This is a genomic window from Leifsonia sp. HAY1-4F (assembly GCF_056755275.1).
Genome location: NZ_JBNDHX010000221.1, coordinates 1 through 343 on the forward strand (window position 1 = coordinate 1; position 343 = coordinate 343).

The following is a 343-nucleotide window of genomic DNA, read 5'->3' on the forward strand; positions in this document are numbered from 1 at the left end:
GCTATTGGGGACCCAACCTCGCACGGAACCTCAAAGCCAGCCCCGCCTGGGATCTGGTAGCCATTTGCGACCTCGACGTAGAACGCGGCAGGAAGCTCGCCGACTCAGTGGGCGGGGTGGCCGTCGTCGAGTCCCTGGACGAACTGCTGGATACCTGCAACCTGGACGCCGTGGCCGTCGCAACCCCGGCGCACACGCACCACGGTGTGGTGATGACGGCCCTGCGCGCGGGCAAACACGTCCTGGTGGAGAAACCGCTGGCCGACAGCCGCGCCAAGGGGCTGGAGATGGTGGACGAAGCCAAAGCCAGGGGACTGGTGCTGATGGCCGACCACACCTACTG

Annotated in this window: 1 protein-coding gene; it reads left to right on the top strand. The window is 66.5% G+C overall.

Going from position 1 to position 343, the window contains the following annotated elements; translation table 11 throughout:
• Positions 1-343, top strand: a 343-nt coding sequence (locus tag ACPYOG_RS19295; RefSeq protein WP_481295746.1) for a Gfo/Idh/MocA family protein, incomplete at both ends; no start/stop codon positions are given.